Source organism: Bacteroides congonensis (assembly GCF_900130125.1).
In the GTDB taxonomy this organism is placed as follows: domain Bacteria; phylum Bacteroidota; class Bacteroidia; order Bacteroidales; family Bacteroidaceae; genus Bacteroides; species Bacteroides congonensis.
The window spans coordinates 489,741-504,458 of the sequence record NZ_FQXY01000008.1 but is presented as its reverse complement, the minus strand read 5'-3'; the positions used below and the strand labels follow the sequence as shown (position 1 = coordinate 504,458).

Annotated in this window: 13 protein-coding genes; 10 read left to right on the top strand and 3 right to left on the bottom strand. The window is 43.9% G+C overall.

Annotation, left to right across the window (positions count from 1 at the left end):
• The first annotated feature begins 10 nt into the window (after positions 1–10).
• Positions 11–595 carry a Crp/Fnr family transcriptional regulator gene (locus BQ7997_RS05440; protein WP_022139693.1) on the top strand — a complete coding sequence of 195 codons (585 nt, stop codon included), beginning with the start codon at positions 11–13 and terminating at the stop codon, positions 593–595.
• Positions 596–598: 3 nt separating this feature from the next.
• Here the strand turns inward: BQ7997_RS05440 and BQ7997_RS05435 are convergent, their stop codons facing one another.
• The gene (locus BQ7997_RS05435; protein WP_022139692.1) at positions 599–1,375 is read right to left on the bottom strand and encodes a hypothetical protein; all 777 of its coding nucleotides are present in this window, start codon (positions 1,373–1,375) and stop codon (positions 599–601) included.
• 468 nt (positions 1,376–1,843) lie between these two features.
• Here BQ7997_RS05435 and BQ7997_RS05430 point away from each other — a divergent pair, with 468 nt between their 5' ends.
• The 3 genes from BQ7997_RS05430 to BQ7997_RS05420 all read left to right on the top strand — a co-directional run bounded on the left by BQ7997_RS05430 (position 1,844) and on the right by BQ7997_RS05420 (position 3,253).
• Positions 1,844–2,137 carry a nucleotidyltransferase family protein gene (locus BQ7997_RS05430; RefSeq protein ID WP_073344298.1) on the top strand — a complete coding sequence of 98 codons (294 nt, stop codon included), beginning with the start codon at positions 1,844–1,846 and terminating at the stop codon, positions 2,135–2,137.
• A complete protein-coding gene (locus BQ7997_RS05425) occupies positions 2,121–2,525 on the top strand; it encodes a HepT-like ribonuclease domain-containing protein (RefSeq protein ID WP_073344295.1) in 405 nt (134 codons plus the stop codon). Before BQ7997_RS05430 ends, BQ7997_RS05425 begins: the two co-directional genes overlap by 17 nt.
• Positions 2,526–2,818: 293 nt before the next feature.
• Positions 2,819–3,253 carry a DUF6078 family protein gene (locus BQ7997_RS05420; RefSeq protein WP_022139689.1) on the top strand — a complete coding sequence of 145 codons (435 nt, stop codon included), beginning with the start codon at positions 2,819–2,821 and terminating at the stop codon, positions 3,251–3,253.
• Positions 3,254–3,463: 210 nt separating this feature from the next.
• Here BQ7997_RS05420 and BQ7997_RS05415 read toward each other — a convergent pair whose 3' ends face one another.
• On the bottom strand, positions 3,464–4,816 hold the full coding sequence (locus BQ7997_RS05415) for an MATE family efflux transporter (RefSeq protein WP_044656003.1): 1,353 nt from the start codon (positions 4,814–4,816) through the stop codon (positions 3,464–3,466).
• A 105-nt stretch (positions 4,817–4,921) separates the two neighbouring features.
• Between BQ7997_RS05415 and lysS the strand changes: the two genes are divergently transcribed.
• From lysS to BQ7997_RS05400, 3 genes are read left to right on the top strand one after another with little or no spacing between them, the layout of a single operon-like run.
• Positions 4,922–6,652 (top strand): lysine--tRNA ligase, encoded by a 1,731-nt coding sequence (gene lysS, locus BQ7997_RS05410; protein ID WP_022139687.1) that lies wholly within the window; start codon positions 4,922–4,924, stop codon positions 6,650–6,652.
• A gap of 23 nt (positions 6,653–6,675) precedes the next feature.
• Positions 6,676–7,671: an NAD(P)H-dependent glycerol-3-phosphate dehydrogenase gene (locus BQ7997_RS05405; protein WP_022139686.1), complete on the top strand. Its 996-nt coding sequence runs from the start codon at positions 6,676–6,678 to the stop codon at positions 7,669–7,671.
• An 18-nt stretch (positions 7,672–7,689) separates the two neighbouring features.
• On the top strand, positions 7,690–9,027 hold the full coding sequence (locus BQ7997_RS05400; RefSeq protein ID WP_073344292.1) for a glucose-6-phosphate isomerase: 1,338 nt from the start codon (positions 7,690–7,692) through the stop codon (positions 9,025–9,027).
• Positions 9,028–9,126: 99 nt separating this feature from the next.
• Here BQ7997_RS05400 and BQ7997_RS05395 read toward each other — a convergent pair whose 3' ends face one another.
• Positions 9,127–9,633, bottom strand: coding sequence for a DUF5035 domain-containing protein (locus BQ7997_RS05395; RefSeq protein WP_073344290.1), 507 nt, complete (start codon positions 9,631–9,633; stop codon positions 9,127–9,129).
• A 192-nt stretch (positions 9,634–9,825) separates the two neighbouring features.
• On the opposite strand from BQ7997_RS05395, the gene BQ7997_RS05390 reads away from it, so the two are divergent.
• From BQ7997_RS05390 to BQ7997_RS05380, 3 genes are read left to right on the top strand one after another with little or no spacing between them, the layout of a single operon-like run.
• Positions 9,826–10,635, top strand: coding sequence for a hypothetical protein (locus tag BQ7997_RS05390; RefSeq protein ID WP_073344287.1), 810 nt, complete (start codon positions 9,826–9,828; stop codon positions 10,633–10,635).
• 34 nt (positions 10,636–10,669) lie between these two features.
• Complete coding sequence (locus BQ7997_RS05385) at positions 10,670–11,344, top strand: inorganic diphosphatase (protein WP_073344284.1); 675 nt, start codon at positions 10,670–10,672, stop codon at positions 11,342–11,344.
• Positions 11,345–11,394: 50 nt separating this feature from the next.
• Entirely contained in the window at positions 11,395–14,247 is a 2,853-nt protein-coding gene (locus BQ7997_RS05380) for a bifunctional fucokinase/fucose-1-phosphate guanylyltransferase (protein ID WP_073344281.1), read from the top strand.
• The last annotated feature ends 471 nt before the right edge of the window (positions 14,248–14,718 follow it).

Genomic DNA, 14,718 nt, shown 5'->3' with positions numbered 1-14,718 from the left:
TCTTTGCAACATGAAGGCATTCATTGAAAAACTTTGTAATAAGTATAAGGTGTCAGAAACGGATATACAGGCTTTATTGGACTGTATGGAAGAAGTACATTTCAAAAAGAAATCATTGATTGTACGCGAAGGAGCAAAGAATAGTAACCTTTATTTTATCATAGAAGGCATTTGGCGGGCATACTACCATAAAGACGGAGTGGATTCAACGATTTGGTTTGCGTCCGAGGGAGAAGCCGCTTTCTCCGTTTGGGGATATGTGGAAAATGGTTACTCATTAATAAATATTGAAGCGATGTGTGACAGCGTAGCTTATTGCATTTCCCGTACAGCCCTGAATCATTTGTTCGCTTCTTCCATCGGACTTGCTAACCTGGGAATTAGTCTTATGAATCACCAGATGCTCTTACAAGAAAATTGGCTTATCAGTTCGGGAAGCCCGCGAGCCAAAGAGCGTTATCTTACTCTTATCAAGGATACACCGGAATTACTGCAATATGTCCCACTGAAACATATCGCGTCTTACTTGTGGATAACGCCACAATCACTAAGCAGGATTCGGGCGGAAATAGCCAATACACATACGGAAGAATAGGGATTATTCATGTGAACACTTGGAAAGGATTTTGTCCAAACTTTCATCGACTACTCCCAGCATCTGAAGCTTGGACAACAAACGGTAGTACGAAGTTTTTCCGACGCCTTCTATGCCTAATATACTTTTCCATCCCCCTAATGATATGATTTCAAACAGCTCCTTTACCGTCCGTATCTCATTGTTCTGCAACACATTTGCCAACCGGGTATCGGCAACTTTCCGGAGTGACAGATTAAGTATCTTTTCATCCTGCTCCAGATTTACCTTCTTCCTGTCCTCGGCCAAAGACAGGAAACGGGCATCCATGGAACGTTTCCGATAGGTAGCCAACATGTCCTTCCGTAGTTTCAAGCCTTTAAGATGAGAATTATAAATCTGTAATGCACGGTCGTAGGTGATTCGATGTCGGCAGGCAACTTTCGCTATGGGTTCTCCTATGGAAATGGAATAGAAAATATCACGACCTTCGGGATGAATTATCAATTGAGCCAGTTCGCGAATAATGATTGTATACAAAGGCTTACATGTCTTTTGGGTTCTCAAGACATAAAGCAAATCATCATATCTGGAAATGATAAAGTCACGTTCCAACTTCTTTTCTTCTACGATTCTTGATAAATAATCTGCTTCCAAACCAAGTCTCTTGTGGGTTTCCAGATAAGCGAGAAGGCTATCTTCATCCAGAAATAGCTGTTCCTCTATTCGTGAACTTGTAATATAACCAAGATTCGCCCAATTCCTGAGAATGGGTTCATTAATGCCGTGCTTTTCGGACATTTGTTTTGTTGTGAGCCACTTTGACATAAAAAACGGAACTAAGTTAGTAATTAACTTGTTCCGTACCTTTTATTATAAAAGAGTACGGAGCTGTCTAATCCCGCCAGCAGGAGGTAGTAACGGCTACCCTTCAGATACGGGCAGACAGCCCGTACTCTATGAAAAGTCATAGAAGTACAGGCGTCTTCCCGGCATCTGAAAAAAATCCGTTACAATTTCCTGCTAGCCGAGGAAACGCACAATCGCATACCATAAAAGCGGCATGCTACGTTCCGATGACAAAGGTACAAATACTTTTCGGAAAATAACAAGAGAGAGTTATAAATGTTTAGGAAAAATCAAGAACAAAGGATTCTTTACCCCTTATCACTATTTTCTAACATACTACAAATCAGCACAAGTTATAGTCTCCAACTTTTCTTTATATCAAAATAATTGCTACCTTTGTTCCTATAAATAGAATAGAAAATGAAAACAACCGCTGAAATACTTGATATATTACGCGATTTCAAAGCACACTATGCTGAGAAATACGGAATAATCACTTTGGGGTTGTTTGGTTCCGCCGCCAGAGGAGAGCATGATGAAACAAGTGATATTGATATTTGCATAAAGTTACAAGAGCCTGACTATTTTACAATACAGGATATAAAGGAAGATTTAGAAAAAATATTCCGTACAAAAGTGGACATCATCTCACTAGGAGCTATCATGCGCAATTTTTTCAAAAAAAGTCTAGAAGAAGATGCGATCTATATCTAAAGAAAAAATAGTAGGCATGCTACATTTCGTTGAAGAACAAAGTTCTTTTATAGAAAGAACAACGAAACATCTAAATTCATACCATGACTTTTTAACCTCTGACTCTGCTATGGTACTATTTAATTCTACTTGCATGTGTCTTCAAACAATAGGAGAAACAGTGAGACAAATAGACAACCTTACAGAAGAAGCATTACTAGTTGAAAATTATAAAGAGATTCCTTGGAAACGAATTATAGGTTTACGCAATATATTATCCCATGAATACGCCGCTATCGACCCCGAAGCAATATTCAATACCATAAAAAGAGGAATTCCACCTCTATTAATCACTATAAATAGCATTATTACAGACATAGAAAACGGTAAGCATAACTCTTTATTTTAAAACAATAAGACGTTAATTTATCTATCAAGTCTGTCCTACTCACTTGTTCTCTTTAGTATTCATCAATTGTTTGATATGCTTTACAATTAAATTTTATTTCGTATACAGAATAAAATACACATCATTTTGTTTCGTATACAAAACAAGTAGATTTATACTCTACATATACCTAGCATGGAGTGCAGTATTCCTTTTCTTCCATTTTCTTTCGATTATTCCAGCGTTTTTGTGTAAGTTTGCCACCTGTAAACAGAATATGAAAACAACAGCAAACTATAAAAGCATTGAGAATCATGGACCCAAAAATTGACTTTAACGACATCCCTAAAAAATATTTATACTGCACCCACAGCAAATGCCCGCGCCGCAATAAATGCCTACGCCATCAAGCTACGCTCTGCATACCGCAAAACGTTACTGATTTCCGAACAGTCAACCCAAGCCACATAGCAGGAAATGAGAACAACTGCAACTTTTTCAAACCATACTGCACTTCACGCTTTGCTTGCGGAATGGACCATATATTGGACAACATTCCATATACTACAGCCGTGACCATCCGCAAAGAATTATATTCCTTAATGGGACGCAGCATGTTTTACCGCATCCGTAACAAAGAACGGATGCTGCATCCTGACGAACAAGAACAGATTATCGCCGTCTTTCTAAAACATGGCATCAAAACCAAACCTGAATTCGACAAATACATAAATTTATTCGACTGGTAAAGCCCTTATCATAAACGCTAAGAAAATGCCGTTTCAGAGCATTCTAGCAGGGGGAAATACTCATGCCTATGAGAAAAAATTCTCAGTTCAATGAGAATATATTCTCATATGTATGAGTATTTTTTCTCATAGGCATGAGTATCGTTGAGAAAAACTTGCTCTATAAACAAAATTGTTGTACTCTCGAAAAGTATTGCAGCAAACCAGTCGTCAGACAGGCTTCTTCCGGAATTGGCGGAACTGCCACCAAAGCATTGTTCCCGCTATCAGACTGGCTGTCAGGTCGGAAATCGGCATACTTATCCAGACTCCTAATTGCCCATAATAACGAGGGAGAATCAACAGGCAGGGAATCAGGATAAGAACCTGACGGGATATCGAAAGGAAGATTGCCTTGCTTGCCATGCCGATGCTCTGGAAGAAATTGGACGTCACCATCTGAAAACCGACAATGGGAAAGAACATCACTACAATACGCAATCCTTTGGCAGAAATATCCACCAGTTCCTGATGCGTAGTAAAGATAGAAACCGCCAATTTGGGAATCAACATTCCCATGAGAAATCCGGCAGTGGTTACGATGGTGGCGGCATAAATCGTTATTTTCAGGACTTTTGTCACACGCGGATATTGCTGTGCCCCATAGTTGTAGCCGGCAATCGGCTGCATACCCTGATTCAGTCCCATTACAATCATGACAAAGAGGAATACGAGCCGGTTGACAATGCCGAACGCTCCGATAGCCAAGTCACCGCCGTGATGTTGCAAGCCTTGATTGATAAGAATGACGATGAAACAGGCTGCCAAGTTCATAAGGAAAGGCGCCATGCCGATAGCCAGGGAATCGGCCACGATTTTCCTCTTCAACCGGAAGATACCTTTGTGGAAGTGCAACAGTTCTTCTTTATTAGAGAATAGTTTGAACTGCCATGCCAACGCGATGACCTGTGCCGTAATGGTAGCGATAGCCGCTCCCTGTATTCCCCAGCCGAAGCCATAAATAAAAACAGGGTCAAGTATCGTGTTAATCACCACCGTAGCAATCGTGGCAACCATCGCTTTCTGCGGATGTCCTGCCGAACGAAGTACGGCATTCAGACCTAAATAAAGGTGGGTGACGACATTACCTGATAAGATAACGACCATATAATCGCGGGCATACCCTACCGTGGCATCACTACCGCCGAAGAAATAAAGAATAGGGTCGAGAAATATCAATGTGACAACCGTAAAGGCAAGTCCGATGATAATATTCAGTACCAGCACATTGCCGAGTACCCGTTGTGCGGTGTCGTAATCTTTCTGTCCCAGTTTCACCGAAACCAGTGTAGCTGCCCCCACACCGACCAGCGATCCGAAAGCGGCGGCGAGATTCATCAGCGGAAAGGTTAGCGCCAATCCGGAGATAGCCATTGCTCCTACCCCGTGACCGATGAAAATACTATCTACCATATTATATAGAGAAGACGCCGTCATGGCGATAATTGCCGGAATGGCATACTGCATTAAAAGCTTCCCAATCTTTTCTGTTCCCAACGCAGTGGGTGTCTTTTGTCCTGTCATACCTATTAGTTTGAGGGCGCAAAGATACAAAAAAGAGACAGATTACGGGATATATGAGAAAAGTTTCGTATTTTTGCCCACAAAATTGAGTTAATACGTAACGAAATGAATATACTAGAACTAAGTGAACAGGAAATCATTCGACGCAACAGCCTGAATGAACTTCGTGCAATGGGTATCGACCCATACCCTGCAGCAGAGTATGTAACCAATGCTTTCTCTACAGATATTAAAGCTGAATTCAAGGATGAGGACGAACCGCGCCAGGTTTCCGTAGCCGGACGTATCATGAGCCGCCGCGTAATGGGTAAGGCTTCTTTCATCGAATTGCAGGACTCTAAAGGTCGCATTCAGGTGTACATCACCCGTGATGACATCTGTCCGGGAGAAGACAAGGAACTGTACAACGCTGTATTCAAACGCCTGCTCGACTTAGGTGATTTTGTAGGTATCGAAGGCTTCGTGTTCCGCACACAGATGGGCGAAATCAGTATTCATGCCAAGAAACTGACTGTACTTGCCAAGTCTCTCAAACCGCTGCCTATCGTAAAATATAAGGATGGCGTAGCTTACGACTCTTTTGAAGACCCCGAACTCCGTTATCGCCAACGGTATGTTGACTTGGTGGTAAACGACGGTGTAAAAGAAACATTCCTGAAGCGTGCCACTGTAGTGAAAACAATGCGCAGCGTTCTCGATGAAGCCGGATACACTGAAGTGGAAACTCCTATCCTGCAATCTATTGCCGGCGGCGCAAGCGCACGTCCGTTCATCACGCACCATAACTCACTGGATATTGACCTTTATCTGCGCATCGCAACAGAGCTTTATTTGAAGAGACTGATTGTAGGTGGCTTTGAAGGTGTATATGAAATAGGTAAGAACTTCCGTAACGAAGGTATGGACAAAACCCATAATCCGGAATTTACCTGTATGGAACTTTATGTTCAGTACAAGGATTACAACTGGATGATGAACTTCACCGAGAAGCTGTTGGAACGTATCTGTATCGCTGTGAACGGCTGTACGGAAAGCGTTGTTGACGGAAAGACTATCAGTTTCAAGGCTCCTTACCGCCGTCTGCCTATCCTCGATGCTATCAAGGAAAAGACAGGATACGACCTGAACGGCATGAGCGAAGAAGAAATCCGCCAGGTGTGCAAGGAACTGAAGATGGAAGAAATCGACGACACGATGGGTAAAGGCAAGCTGATTGATGAAATCTTCGGAGAATTCTGCGAAGGTACTTATATACAGCCGACTTTCATCACCGATTATCCGGTGGAAATGTCTCCGCTAACCAAGATGCACCGTTCCAAGCCGGGACTGACCGAACGTTTTGAGTTGATGGTGAACGGTAAGGAGCTGGCGAACGCTTACTCGGAATTGAATGACCCGCTCGACCAGGAAGAACGCTTCAAAGAACAGATGCGTCTGGCTGACAAGGGTGACGACGAAGCAATGATTATCGACCAGGACTTCCTGCGTTCTTTGCAATATGGTATGCCTCCTACATCGGGTATCGGCATCGGTATCGACCGTCTGGTTATGTTAATGACCGGACAGACTACCATCCAGGAAGTATTGTTCTTCCCGCAAATGCGCCCGGAAAAGGTGGTAAAGAAAGACGCAGCCGCCAAATACGTGGAACTGGGAATCGCTGAAGACTGGGTTCCGGTTATTCAGAAAGCCGGCTACAATACGGTAGAGGATATGAAAGATGTCAACGCGCAGAAGCTACACCAGGATATCTGCGGCATCAACAAGAAATACAAATTAGAACTGACCAATCCGTCGGTAAACGACGTAACTGAATGGATACAGAAAATTAAATAAGTTCTTCATCCAAAACCATACAAATGAAATTACCCGGTAAGATAGCGATTATGGGCGGTGGAAGTTGGGCCACGGCTATTGCGAAGATGTGTCTGGCTCAAGAAGACTCTATCAATTGGTATATGCGACGCGACGACCGCATCGCTGATTTCAAGAGATTGGGACACAATCCGGCTTATCTGACAGGAGTGAAATTCGATACCAAGCGTATCTCTTTCAGTTCCAACATCAATGATGTTGTGAAAGAATCGGATACGCTGATTTTCGTCACTCCTTCCCCTTATCTGAAGGCTCACTTGAAAAAGCTGAAAACGAAGATAAAGGATAAGTTCATCATCACCGCTATCAAAGGAATCGTACCCGACGATAATATTATTGTATCAGAATACTTCACAAAGGAATATGGCGTACCACCCGAGAACATAGCTGTGCTGGCAGGCCCCTGCCACGCGGAAGAAGTAGCCCTGGAACGCCTCTCTTATCTGACCATCGCCTGCCCCGACAAAGACAAAGCACGCATCTTCGCGCGCAGGTTGGGAAGCAGTTTTATCAAGACCTCTGTTAGTGACGACGTATCGGGTATCGAATATAGTTCGGTGCTCAAAAACGTGTATGCCATCGCCGCCGGTATTTGCAGCGGACTGAAATACGGCGATAACTTCCAGGCTGTACTGATTTCCAACGCTATCCAGGAGATGAACCGTTTCCTGAATACGGTACACCCGCTGAACAGAAACGTAGATGAATCTGTTTATCTCGGTGACTTACTGGTGACGGGATACTCCAACTTCAGCCGTAACCGGACATTCGGCTCGATGATAGGGAAAGGATATTCCGTAAAGAGTGCGCAGATTGAAATGGAGATGATTGCCGAAGGTTACTATGGTACGAAATGTATCAAGGAAATCAACAAGCATCATCACGTCAATATGCCGATACTGGACGCTGTGTACAACATCCTGTATGAACGTATCTCACCTATGATTGAGATTAAATTACTAACTGATTCTTTTAGATAACCTTTAAACAAGAAAGATATGATTAGCTTGAACATTGAAAAGACTTTTGGATTTATCTCCAAAGAAAAGGTTTCTGCCTACGAAGCAGAGGTGAAAGCCGCACAGGAAATGCTTGAAAAAGGAACAGGCAAAGGAAATGACTTCTTAGGATGGTTACACCTGCCTTCTTCCATCACCAAAGAACATCTGGCTGATTTGAACGCTACCGCAAAAGTATTGAGAGATAATTGCGAAGTGGTAATCGTTGCCGGTATCGGTGGTAGCTACCTGGGTGCACGTGCTGTAATCGAAGCTTTGTCTAACAGTTTCATTTGGTTGCAGGAAAAGAAAACAGCTCCTGTCATGATTTATGCCGGACACAATATCAGCGAAGATTATCTGTATGAGCTTACTGAATATCTGAAAGATAAGAAATTCGGTGTTATCAATATCTCTAAATCGGGAACTACAACTGAAACTGCGCTTGCTTTCCGTCTGTTGAAGAAGCAATGTGAAGACCAACGCGGCAAAGAAACTGCAAAACAAGTAATCGTTGCCGTTACAGACGCCAAGAAAGGTGCTGCACGTGTTACTGCCGACAAGGAAGGTTACAAAACATTCATCATCCCTGATAATGTAGGCGGACGTTTCTCTGTACTGACTCCGGTTGGTTTGCTGCCGATTGCTGTTGCCGGATTCGATATTGAGCAACTGGTTGCCGGTGCTGCCGACATGGAAAAAGCATGTGGCGCAGACGTTCCGTTTGCCGAAAACCCTGCTGCTATCTACGCTGCTACCCGTAATGAACTGTACAGAAACGGAAAGAAGATCGAAATCCTCGTCAACTTCTGCCCGAAACTGCATTATGTAAGCGAATGGTGGAAACAGCTTTACGGAGAATCAGAAGGCAAGGACAACAAGGGTATTTTCCCCGCATCAGTAGACTTCTCTACCGACCTTCACTCTATGGGTCAATGGATTCAAGAAGGTGAACGTTCTATCTTCGAGACTGTCATCTCACTGGATAAGGTAGACCATAAACTGGAAGTTCCTTCTGACGAAGCGAATCTGGACGGTCTGAATTTCTTAGCCGGCAAACGTGTGGACGAAGTGAACAAGATGGCTGAACTGGGAACTCAACTGGCTCACGTAGACGGTGGCGTACCTAATATGCGTATCGTTCTCCCTTCATTGAGCGAATACAATATCGGAGGTTTGCTGTATTTCTTCGAAAAGGCTTGCGGTATCAGCGGTTATCTGCTGGGCGTGAATCCGTTCAACCAACCGGGTGTAGAAGCATACAAGAAGAATATGTTTGCTTTGCTTGACAAACCGGGTTACGAAGAAGAGTCTAAAGCGATTCGTGCTAAATTGTAATAGAATAAAGTCTATATATAGAAAAAGAAGCGGTTTTCTGTAAACCGCTTCTTTTTTTATATCCTGTACCAAAGTTGTTTTTATGCTTTTTCGTTACCTTTATTCTTCTTTTTCATCATCGACTTTTGTTTTTAAGCCGATTTCTTCTTGTGCTCCTTCACATTCAGCTTTAGAGGAAAGATAGAATTCCAGTCTTACATCACCGTTCTTATCCACATGTGCAATGGTAGCCCGCACCATAATCCGGGTCTGCGTCACACCGTCTTTAAAACGAAGCTGCCCATTCTCTTCATCCGTCAGGTTTCCTTCGGTAGACACTTCAGTTTTCTCATAGACGAGCTTGGTAGCCAATGCCTCATCATTATCTTTCTGAAGCTTGAAAGTTTTCAGTTCCGCTCCGTTTCCGTCCAAAAATAAAAACGCATCGACCTTATCTCCCACCTTCAAAGCCGGCAGCTCATCCATCTTATTAGCATAGTCCTCTCCTTTTTCACTGTCCGGTTCAGCCTTCACATATAGCTTTTCGATCTTAATCACAGGACTTTCCCCACTATTGGAACAAGCGCCTAAAAACAATGGTAGCAACAATAATACTCTCTTTTTCATGCTATCGTCGAGTTTATAACGCTACAAAAATACACATAATCTTCTAAACAGCAAATATTTGTGTTGTTAATCACATAACAGCCTTGTTTACAACTATCTTGCCATTCTACTTTATCTCTCATTTTTTATCGTTATCTTTGCCTCGTATATGGGGATGATTTAAAACGACTCAACTTAAAAAAAAATAATAGAATGGAACGAAATCTACTAAAGAAATCCTACGGGTTCGTGCTACTATGTAGCTTGTTATTATTGATGGTATCAATCAGCAGTTGTCAGGAAAGTAAACTCAAAGCAGTAGTTGCTATTGCAAACAAACAATGCCCAATGGATATGGGAGAAGTCGGTACGATTACCAGCATCACCTATGACGGGAGCAATGTAGTGTACACGCTCAACATGAATGAGAGTATTACCGATATAGCCATCTTGAAGGACAACCCCGAAAGCATGAAAGAGTCTATCAAGATTATGTTCCGGAACCCGGCGAAGGATGTCAAAGAGATGCTTAAACTGGTAGCCGAATGTAACGCAGGACTTCAAATGAAGTTTGTAGGGAAAGACTCCGGTGAAGAGGCGGTCTGCGAACTCACTCCCGAGGAAGTGAAAGAAGTTCTCAAAGCAGAATCCGACCCGTCACAAAGCGAGCGTGCCAAGCTTGAAGCGCAACTGAAAATGGCGAACCTGCAATTCCCGATGCAGGCAAGTGAAGAGATTCTTATAGAGAAGATTGAACTCAGCGACGAATCGGTTGTTTATATCTGCAAAGTAGACGAAGACGCATGTCCCGTCAGTCAGATTGAAACGAATGCGGAAGAGGTGAAAAAAGGAATCGTTGCCAACCTGGCAGGACAAGGCGACCCGGCAACCCAGTTATTCCTGCAAACTTGCATCAATAACGACAAAAGCATAGCTTACAGATATATCGGTACGGAATCCGGCAATCACTATGATATAGTCATCACCCTGCCCGAACTGGAGAAAATGATAATAAAAAAATAAGTATTACGAAAAAAGATTCTACGACGTACCAAGTATGAAAAAGAAACTGAAAGCCGTCCTGTTCGACATGGACGGAGTACTTTTCAACTCCATGCCCTACCATTCCGAAGCCTGGCATAAAGTAATGAAATCTCACGGGCTCACCCTCAGCCGCGAAGAAGCGTATATGCACGAAGGACGGACGGGAGCTGCCACTATCAACATCGTATTCCAACGTGAACTGGGCAGGGAAGCTACCCAGGAAGAAATAGAAAGTATCTATCAGGAGAAAAGTGTCCTGTTCAACTCGTATGCGGAAGCGGAACGTATGCCCGGCGCATGGGAGTTATTGCAAAAAATAAAGAGTGAAGGACTGGTTCCTATGGTCGTGACCGGTTCGGGACAGCTTTCGCTGCTTGAACGGTTGGAGCACAACTTTCCGGGAATGTTCAAAAAGGAGTTGATGGTTACGGCTTTCGACGTGAAATACGGAAAGCCGCATCCTGAACCTTATCTGATGGCGCTAAAAAAAGGCGGATTGAAAGCGGATGAAGCCGTTGTCATAGAAAACGCTCCGTTAGGAGTGGAAGCCGGACACAAAGCGGGCATCTTCACGATTGCCGTAAACACAGGGCCGCTGGACGGACAGGTTTTACTGGATGCGGGAGCTGATTTACTGTTCCCTTCCATGCAAGCGCTTTGCGAAGTTTGGGACAATCTGGATATATAAGCATCTGTTTCATTCATTAATACGTTTATCTTTAAAATATCGATTCTACTATGCAAAAGTTACTATCCTTACCACCTAACTTAATCCATTGTTTTCACGAACTGGAAGAAGTGAATCATGCCGACTGGTTTTGTACGTCAGACCCCATTGGAAGCAAACTGGGTTCCGGCGGCGGAACTACCTGGCTGCTGCAAGCCTGCCATCAGGAATCCGCACCTCAGGACACTTTTAGTGACTGGATAGGACGCGAAAAGAGAATATTGCTTCATGCGGGCGGACAAAGCCGTCGGCTGCCAAGCTACGGGCCTTCCGGTAAGATATTGACTCCCATTCCTATTTTCAGTTGGGAACGGGGACAAAAGCTGGGACAGAATCTGCTGTCATTACAGCTTCCACTATACGAAAGAATCATGAAGCAGGCTCCCGCCGGGCTGAATACCCTGATAGCCAGCGGAGACGTGTATATCCGTTCGGAAAAACCGTTGCAGGATATTCCCAATGTAGATGTAGTGTGTTACGGTCTTTGGGTGAACCCTTCGCTGGCAACACATCACGGCGTATTTGTATCCGACCGGAAGAGCCCGGAAGTTCTCGACTTCATGTTGCAGAAACCTTCGCTTGAAGAATTGGAGAGTTTATCCAAAACGCATCTTTTCCTGATGGACATCGGCATTTGGATTCTGAGTGACCGCGCCGTGGAAGTATTGATGAAGCGTTCATTGAAAAAAGGAGCGGACGACATTCATTATTATGATTTATATTCAGACTACGGACTGGCTTTGGGAGAGCATCCCAAGACAGCAGATGAAGAAATCAACCAACTGTCCGTGGCCATATTGCCTTTACCCGGTGGAGAATTTTATCACTATGGCACAAGCCATGAACTGATTTCTTCGACGCTGTCCATACAGGACAAGGTACGCGACCAAAGAAAAATCATGCACCGGAAAGTAAAACCCAATCCGGCTATCTTTATTCAAAATTCCATCACGCAGGTGGCTCTTTCTGCCGATAATGCCAATCTTTGGATAGAAAACAGTTATATAGGAAAAGGCTGGAAATTGGGTTCCCGCCAAATCATTACCGGAGTACCGGAGAATCATTGGGACATCTCTCTGCCGGATGGTGTCTGTGTGGATATTATTCCTGTCGGCGAACACAATTTCGTAGCCCGTCCGTATGGTTTGGATGATGTATTCAAAGGAGCGTTGGAAAAGGCGACGACTACTTATCTCAATATCCCGTTCCCACAATGGATGGAAGAAAGAGGAATTACGTGGGACGACATAAAAGGTCGCACGGACGATTTGCAGGCTGCTTCTATTTTCCCGAAAGTAACTTCCGTAGAGGAATTAGGGATATTAATACGTTGGATGACATCAGAACCTCAACAGGAAGAAGGAAAAGAACTTTGGCTGAAAGCTGAGAAAGTTTCCGCTGATGAGATTTCGGCAAGTGCCAATCTGAAACGTCTCTATGCACAGCGCAGCAGTTTCCGCAAAGAGAACTGGAAAGGACTGGCTGCCAACTACGAAAAGAGTGTGTTCTACCAACTCGATTTGCAGGATGCTGCCCATGAGTTTGTACGATTTGACTTAAACACTCCCGACATTCTGAAAGAGGATGCCGCGCAAATGGTTCGGATACACAACCGGATGCTCCGTGCACGGATCATGAAATTACGTGGAGACAATGCTTGCCAAAAGGAAGAACAGGCAGCTTTCCAATTACTTCGTGACGGTTTGCTGGGAGTTATGCCGGAGCGTAAAAACCGTCCTGCACTCAGCGTCTATTCCGACCAAATCGTATGGGGACGCAGCCCCGTGCGGATTGATGTCGCGGGGGGATGGACGGATACTCCACCCTACTCTCTTTATTCAGGCGGAAGTGTCGTCAACCTCGCCATCGAATTGAACGGACAGCCACCATTACAGGTCTATGTGAAACCCTGTAAAGAATACCACATCGTACTCCGCTCCATCGACATGGCCGCAATGGAAATTATCAGGAACTATGAAGAACTGCAAGACTATAAGAAGGTCGGTTCACCGTTCTCCATTCCTAAAGCAGCGCTTAGTCTGGCAGGCTTTGCACCGGCATTCTCCGCCGAATGCTACGCTTCATTGGAAGAACATTTGAAAGCCTTCGGTTCGGGAATAGAAATTACCTTATTGGCTGCCATCCCGGCAGGTTCAGGTTTGGGAACCAGTTCCATTCTGGCATCCACCGTTCTCGGAGCCATCAATGATTTCTGCGGACTGGCTTGGGACAAGAATGATATTTGCAGCTATACATTAGTACTGGAACAACTCCTGACCACAGGCGGCGGTTGGCAGGATCAATACGGCGGTGTATTCTCCGGTGTCAAGCTGCTTCAATCCGAAGCAGGGTTTGAACAGAACCCGTTAGTACGCTGGTTACCCGACCAACTCTTTGTCCATCCTGATTATCGAGACTGCCACTTGCTGTACTATACGGGAATCACCCGTACAGCCAAAGGTATATTAGCCGAAATCGTCAGCTCCATGTTCCTCAATTCGGGCATGCATCTGAGCTTACTGGCTGAAATGAAAGCACACGCCATGGATATGAGTGAAGCCATTCTACGCAGTAACTTCAGCAATTTTGCCAATCTGGTAGGTAAGACCTGGATACAGAACCAGGCATTGGACTGCGGAACGAATCCACCGGCAGTAGCAGCCATTATCGAGAAAATCAAAGATTATACATTAGGATACAAACTCCCCGGTGCAGGGGGTGGCGGTTACTTGTATATGGTAGCCAAAGACCCGCAAGCCGCAGGGCAAATCCGCCGGATACTGACAGAACAAGCCCCTAATCCGCGTGCACGCTTCGTTGACATGACGCTTTCCGACAAAGGACTTCAAGTATCAAGAAGCTAAGAACTTCAAAGAAACAAGCTTGGGCATAGAATCCGATTACCGTCTATGTCCAAGCTTTCATTTTCAAGCCTCATAATGATTTCTTTTACATGTTAATACTTGAAATTACTGTAAAGTAAATCAAAGCAATGATAAAGCCGATAGCGCCAACAACTAGTACAACACTAGCCCATTTCTTCTTTCCTGCTTCTTCCATGATACTGACTCCAGTTAAGGGTTAATGTAATTATCATCAAATGTCTACTTCCGCAAGGGTCATAAACATAGAATTTCAATCAGCATCCATTCACCTGCCCACACCTACAAAGTTATCATTTTCTATGGAAAAGCAGCCATCTAAAACAACTTTTTATTCAATTTAGACTAAATTATGCAAGTATAAACAGAAAACCTGCATCTTGATACTTTAGTTGCATAATACGAAAAACTTCACCATTCAGCTATTTTATTATCAAACTAAATATCAACAAT

What these genes read in the sequence shown, in the direction of transcription:
- BQ7997_RS05415 (WP_044656003.1), bottom strand. Translation starts at nt 4,816, where the DNA reads ATGACAGGACAAAAGACACCCACTGCGTTGGGAACAGAAAAGATTGGG.
- BQ7997_RS05395 (WP_073344290.1), bottom strand. Translation starts at nt 9,633, where the DNA reads ATGAAAAAGAGAGTATTATTGTTGCTACCATTGTTTTTAGGCGCTTGT.
- BQ7997_RS05435 (WP_022139692.1), bottom strand. Translation starts at nt 1,375, where the DNA reads ATGTCCGAAAAGCACGGCATTAATGAACCCATTCTCAGGAATTGGGCG.
- BQ7997_RS05430 (WP_073344298.1), top strand. Translation starts at nt 1,844, where the DNA reads ATGAAAACAACCGCTGAAATACTTGATATATTACGCGATTTCAAAGCA.
- BQ7997_RS05390 (WP_073344287.1), top strand. Translation starts at nt 9,826, where the DNA reads ATGGAACGAAATCTACTAAAGAAATCCTACGGGTTCGTGCTACTATGT.
- BQ7997_RS05400 (WP_073344292.1), top strand. Translation starts at nt 7,690, where the DNA reads ATGATTAGCTTGAACATTGAAAAGACTTTTGGATTTATCTCCAAAGAA.
- BQ7997_RS05380 (WP_073344281.1), top strand. Translation starts at nt 11,395, where the DNA reads ATGCAAAAGTTACTATCCTTACCACCTAACTTAATCCATTGTTTTCAC.
- BQ7997_RS05420 (WP_022139689.1), top strand. Translation starts at nt 2,819, where the DNA reads ATGGACCCAAAAATTGACTTTAACGACATCCCTAAAAAATATTTATAC.
- lysS (WP_022139687.1), top strand. Translation starts at nt 4,922, where the DNA reads ATGAATATACTAGAACTAAGTGAACAGGAAATCATTCGACGCAACAGC.
- BQ7997_RS05385 (WP_073344284.1), top strand. Translation starts at nt 10,670, where the DNA reads ATGAAAAAGAAACTGAAAGCCGTCCTGTTCGACATGGACGGAGTACTT.
- BQ7997_RS05425 (WP_073344295.1), top strand. Translation starts at nt 2,121, where the DNA reads ATGCGATCTATATCTAAAGAAAAAATAGTAGGCATGCTACATTTCGTT.
- BQ7997_RS05405 (WP_022139686.1), top strand. Translation starts at nt 6,676, where the DNA reads ATGAAATTACCCGGTAAGATAGCGATTATGGGCGGTGGAAGTTGGGCC.
- BQ7997_RS05440 (WP_022139693.1), top strand. Translation starts at nt 11, where the DNA reads ATGAAGGCATTCATTGAAAAACTTTGTAATAAGTATAAGGTGTCAGAA.